We start from the raw sequence: 5415 nt of genomic DNA, 5'->3' as shown, positions 1-5415 counted from the left end.
TTCGACATCCAGAGAGATCCTGTCCGTGATCGAAGATCGTGGACTCGATCCCTGATGTCCACGGCTGCATCACATCATGCCGTGCGCTCGTGCGCGATAGGGAACGGCCGGCGCGAGCCGCTTACCCTTGAACGTCCGTTAGTTCTCGAGAAAACTATCTTGGAAGCGCAGGGCCGGCGTGGAAGACGTGGCAAGTATAATCGTGGCCAGCATCGCCTGCCGGCGTCCTGTCGTTTCTGCGTCTGGTAAATGGACCTTGAGCATGATGGTCATCCGGAATCTGCCTCGGTTTATCTTCAATGAAATGGACATCTAATTGAACATCGGAAAACTACAAAGCGTGACGGCAAATTCTTCTGTTGTGACGTCGACGCGCTCCGCCGTCGGGATCATCGTCGATGTGCTCGTATTTCTTACCGTGGCCGGCGCCTTGCTCATTGCACACTGGCATCTGATCGATGTCGCAAATGTCGAGACGGGCGACTTCGCTGCGAACAGCCTCCTGGTGCTGAAGGCCAAGAAGCTTCACCTGCTTGTCGGGAACTACTCTCGCGTAGGCTTCAATCATCCGGGGCCCGCGATCCTCTATGTTATGGCGCTGGGCGAATGGCTGTTTTTCGATTGTCTTCACCTTGTGCCATCGCCATTCTCCGGTCAGATCATGGGTGTGGCTCTCTTCGCCACCTTCTGGATCGCCGTGATATTCAGCATGTTGAGGAGGATTGAGAGATCGACCGCATTCGCGGTGTTGTCTATCGCCTTCTTTCTGTTCATCGTATCCATCCGTCGCTTCGAATTCTTCGGTGGCATGTGGTTTCCAGACATATATTTCCTTCCGTTTGCAACTGCGTTGATCGCTGCCTCCCGGTTTGCGAGCGGCAAGACTGATATGCTTTTTTCGCTTTCGCTGAGCGTCGGATTTCTGGCCAATGGCCACGTTGCTTTCATCGCCATACTTGGCCTGATCCTAATTGTCAGCCTCATGTGGAATGCTGCCGCTTTTGAGAAAAGCAGTGGGCGACGTATCGTCTCGCTATCTTATTGGAAAGAAAACAGAAAAGTGTTCGGGCTCGCCTGCGCTCTGCTTTTCCTGTTCTTTGTGCCTATGCTTGTAGAGACGGTCCGGTACTACCCAGGCCCTATCTACCAGTACGCCACATTCGGTGCCGGTCATCGGGCGAATTCCATCACACAGGCGGTTGGATACACCGCACGATTCTGGGATTACAAGACGCTTTACTTTGTCGGTACGTTGGTTCTCCTGATTGGAGCATTCGTTCCAGTCATGCACCGCCCGCCGGTGCTCAATGAAAATCTCTCGTCCATGGCAGCCGCTCTCACAGCTGCCAATCTGGCAATGTTGTTCTATGCCAAATTCGGCGTTGACCAACTGGACATGCTGTACATCGGATACTTCTACTATGCGGTCCCCGCGCTGACTGTCGCTGCTGCGGTGGGATATGCAGCTCGTCGACTTAACGGCCGCTGTCTGACGACGCTGTCGCTTATATTGGCAGCCGTGCTGGCGGTGCCGACATATCGCAACGTCGATCGAGATCCGGAGTATGCGGCTTTCTTCAAGCAGCCCAAGGTTGCAGATATTTACGCGTCGATGATGAAAATCAAGCCCGCGGGACGCCTGGTACTCGACATCGTCGTGGATGACGGCTGGAGTGCCATTTGGTCGGATTTGGTAGGTACCGAATTGTATGCAACCAGACGACGCGTGGATCTGTTCTGCGTCGACCGGAGCTGGCATATCTTATTTACTGTTCAGGCCCGCTGCACCGATGATGAATTGCGTACGGGGCCACGTTATTCGGTGATTTCGGCACATGCTGTGCCGGGAGGAAATGTAGCCCCCGATCTCAAGTTCTCGGATTTCGCTCTGTTCAAGGAGCCGATCAATCTGTCTGTCGGGAATGCATTGACTGTGAGGCACGACGCCGTTCTGTTGACTGCTGTGCTCGGCGGTGGATGGTCGACGCTAGAAGGCGATTTCGTTTGGATGGACGAACCTCAAGCCCATCTGACTTTGGGGGTAGGTAAGGGTTTTACGGGAGATGTCGCCCTGGATCTGTCTGCGTTCGTGCCACGCCCTGACTCTGTACAGCACATTTCGATTACCGTAGACGGGCAGGCACCGGTGAACGCGCTTTTCGACGGTAAGACGAATCGACAAACGGTAGTCGTCCCGCTGAAAGACACGACAACAGACGCCATCGTAATCTCGATCGTCGACCACGACTTGATATCGCCGAAGGCCATCGGTCTGTCGCAAGACTCTCGTACGCTCGGCGTGTCGTTATACGGTATCAAGATTCAAGGAAAGTAACTCCGTGCCGCGCAATCAAAAAATTATCCTGATGGGTGGCGCCGGCCTAGTTCGGCATGCCCATCCGGAAATGGCGTTTCAGCAGGTCCGGCGCGATCAGCTTAACTCCAAAATCAACTGGCGGTTCACCACCGACGATGCGCATCAAACGGTCCAAACTTTATCGGACGCTTGAGGTGTGACGAGACACTAGTGAACACGTATAGCCCGTCGCCGTCCATCAACTTGTACGGCTTTTCTTTGGGCTTGGCGTTTTTCAGACGCGTGGGCGTCAGGGATAATTGAAGTGTAGACTTCGGACCATTTCATTTTTCCTCACTAGTGTTAGGTACTTTCGGTCAGATCGGGCCACCTGGCGGGTGGTAGAACGCAAGCCACACCCGACGGATGTTTCGCACAAGGTATGGAGCCTCGCTACCCTATACCTGACTTGTGGAGGAACGAAGACGCACCACAGCGCCGATACGAACTGTGCGAGATGTTCAACGTGCTGTGTTGAATGGCGTAAACCGGTGCATCGTGGCGTATGCTCCCGACCAATTTCCCGCGATGGGAGTTGTTCTACCAGCAAACGCGATGTCGGCTGAACGTAGGTTACTTCAATGCGAAAGGTCATGTTACCTGAACGTTCCACGACTACGTGCCAGAACTTCAAGGATGCAGTTCGCGTGTCCAGCAGCAGCAGTAGAGTAGGTACCCGCCGGTCTGGAGGGGCGCAGATGTAAGATGCTGCGTACCTGTACCGATCGCGCCTCTTGAGGAGTGTTGTACACTCACCCGCATTAAGAAATTTCTTACATTGGGTGATATGCGTACTGGCGAGCGACGTCACACGTTCGAGTTTGTTAATGGGCTGCGAGGACTCGCGGCTTTTCAGGTTGTGGCGCTCCACTACTGTTCCAGCTTTCTGCCGTTCTTCGCCAAAGCGGAAGGGCCGGCGCACTACGGAATTGAGGCGAAACTCAGCTATTCTCCGGCCTTCTTCTTGATAGACGGCTATTCGGCGGTCTACCTGTTTTTCCTGATGAGCGGCTTCGTGTTGGCGCCATCATTCATAAGCAGTGACGCAGGCATCGTGCGACAGGTCGCCAACCGCTTCACGCGTCTCTACGTACCCGTCGCTGGAGCGCTCGCGCTTGCCCTCGCGCTCTCCGTACTCTTGCCGTCTGCAAAGGATTTTGTCGCTCAGGAAAGTCACTCTGGATGGGTGCGAGCACTTTTCGAGAACCCGTTGACTCTCCCGTCAGTGCTTAGGGAATTTGTGCTCAATTCCATGCTGATCAGCTATCAGGGAACGTCGATATTTGACCGAGTGCTTCACTTGACCTCGATCACCCAGGCGCTTGATCCGCCGTTGTGGACCATTCATATCGAATTCTGGGGATCGATTCTCATCATCCTTGTCTGTATCGCTTATCGGCAACTCCCCAAGCGCCTTTTCTGGTTTCTTTTCGCGCTATTACTCGTGTGCTTCGGCGCAAGCTATTTCAGTTTGTTCCTCGCGGGATTTGCGATATCTGCCGCGAGAGAGCGGTTGTTGAAGTGTGACGGAAGGATCTATCAGGCAGTCGGCATCGCAATGATTGTCATTGCTGTAGTGGTCAGTTCGACTGTGCATCCACAATGGTTCGGCCAGATCCTTGCTGTGATCGGCAAGATCTCCATGGCGCAGGTGCAGGGGCCACATGTGGTTCAGCGAGAGCTATGCACGATTCTGCTTTTCCTCGGAGTGATATTGCTCGGCGTACATCGCCGGTGGTTGGAAACTCCGGGGTTGCTGTGGCTCGGCCGGATTTCCTTCAGCCTCTATCTCGTCCATTTTCCACTGCTCTTTACCGGGACGTTCCTCGTGTTCAAGGTGCTAGCCGCGCACTTACCGTATGGTGTCGCAATGTTGATCGCGAGCGCAATAATGCTACCCATCACGCTCGCCGTGGCGCACTACTTCGAAAAATATGTCGATCGCGCAGCCATCGGCACATCGCGCGGCATCGCGTTCAGATTTCGTACCCAGACACATTGACGGTGAAGGTCGGTGTGCCGACACTGCGTATTTCGGTGATGGTGATCAGCAGTTCCGGCGAACGTGATCAGTCTGGAAGGTGGTGTTGCGCGGTCAGTGCAGTATAGCGAAGGTGATCACGATGCGGAAGCATCGAGCGATTTGCCGTTCGTTTTCCTCATCGATTCGCCCTTCAACGGAAGCTTGTGAGCCTGATGGACGAGACGATCGAGAATCGCGTCAGCGAGCGTCGGGTCCTGCAACCATGCATGCCAGTGTTCGAGTGGCAACTGACTGGTGATGATGGTGGAGCGCGTGCCGACACGATCGTCGAGGACTTCGAGCAGATCGTTTCGAGCGCCCTGATCGACGTCCTGCAGCCCCCAGTCATCGAGCAGGAGGACGTCCATCTTCGCAAGTTGCGCGAGCCGCCGTGTGAAGCTGCCGTCGCCGTGCGCAATCTTCAACTCCTCGAACAGCCGGGCGACGCGCACGTAGAGCACGGAGAATCCCTGCCGGCAGGCCTGCTGCCCGAACGCGCAGGCAATCCAGGTTTTGCCGGCTCCAGTCGGTCCCGTCAGGATGATGTTCTGCGCGTTGCGGATCCAGTCGCAACCGGCGAGCGTGGCGACCACGCGCTGATCGAGTCCGCGGCTTTGCCGGAATTCGATGTCCTCGATGCAGGCCTGCGGGTTCTTCAGTTTAGCCGTCTTCATCAGTCGTTCGAGCCGCCGCGTATCGCGCCAGGCGAGTTCGCGCTCGACGACGATCCCGAAGCGTTCTTCGAACGACAGGCTGGAACTGTAGCGTTGGCAGAACTGCGTGTAGCGGTAAGTTCGCTCACCTGGATGCGCGGCGACGTACTCTTCCCACAGCAGCTGCAGCGTCACACTCTTGCGACGCAGATCGCGGTGCATGGCTGCATGATCCGGCTCGATTCGCCGCGCCGGCGTAAGCGGCTCGCGCCGGCCGTTCCCTATCGCGCACGAGCGCACGGCATGATGTGATGCAGCCGTGGACATCAGGGATCGAGTCCACGATCTTCGATCACGGACAGGATCTCTCTGGATGTCGAACG

General features: G+C 55.6%; 4 protein-coding genes and 2 pseudogenes. 3 read left to right on the top strand and 3 right to left on the bottom strand.

What is annotated here, in order from left to right; all coding sequences use genetic code 11:
- Positions 1-138 precede the first annotated feature (138 nt).
- Entirely contained in the window at positions 139-273 is a 135-nt protein-coding gene (locus tag ACREXZ_RS30595; protein ID WP_431767871.1) for a hypothetical protein, read from the bottom strand.
- Positions 274-316: 43 nt separating this feature from the next.
- Here ACREXZ_RS30595 and ACREXZ_RS30590 point away from each other — a divergent pair, with 43 nt between their 5' ends.
- From ACREXZ_RS30590 to ACREXZ_RS30580, 3 genes are all read left to right on the top strand, one after another.
- Positions 317-2335 (top strand): hypothetical protein, encoded by a 2019-nt coding sequence (locus ACREXZ_RS30590; protein ID WP_431767870.1) that lies wholly within the window; start codon positions 317-319, stop codon positions 2333-2335.
- A gap of 4 nt (positions 2336-2339) precedes the next feature.
- A complete protein-coding gene (locus ACREXZ_RS30585; protein ID WP_431767869.1) occupies positions 2340-2510 on the top strand; it encodes a hypothetical protein in 171 nt (56 codons plus the stop codon).
- A 633-nt stretch (positions 2511-3143) separates the two neighbouring features.
- Entirely contained in the window at positions 3144-4358 is a 1215-nt protein-coding gene (locus ACREXZ_RS30580) for an acyltransferase family protein (RefSeq protein WP_431767872.1), read from the top strand.
- Between the two features lie 116 nt (positions 4359-4474).
- On the opposite strand, the pseudogene istB reads toward ACREXZ_RS30580, so the two are convergent.
- Positions 4475-5140, bottom strand: a pseudogene (istB, locus tag ACREXZ_RS30575) (IS21-like element helper ATPase IstB); the annotation flags it as partial.
- A pseudogene (locus tag ACREXZ_RS30570) lies at positions 5141-5299 on the bottom strand (IS21 family transposase); the annotation flags it as partial.
- Positions 5300-5415 lie beyond the last annotated feature (116 nt).

The sequence above is a fragment of the Paraburkholderia sp. genome (assembly GCF_050742655.1).
Lineage (GTDB): Bacteria > Pseudomonadota > Gammaproteobacteria > Burkholderiales > Burkholderiaceae > Paraburkholderia.
Note: the sequence above shows the minus strand (reverse complement) of the source record. Positions and strands in the feature narration are given on the sequence as shown.

Excerpts from the sequence above, each read along its gene's own strand:
- ACREXZ_RS30595 (WP_431767871.1), bottom strand. The coding sequence starts at position 273 with ATGACCATCATGCTCAAGGTCCATTTACCAGACGCAGAAACGACAGGA.
- ACREXZ_RS30580 (WP_431767872.1), top strand. The coding sequence starts at position 3,144 with ATGCGTACTGGCGAGCGACGTCACACGTTCGAGTTTGTTAATGGGCTG.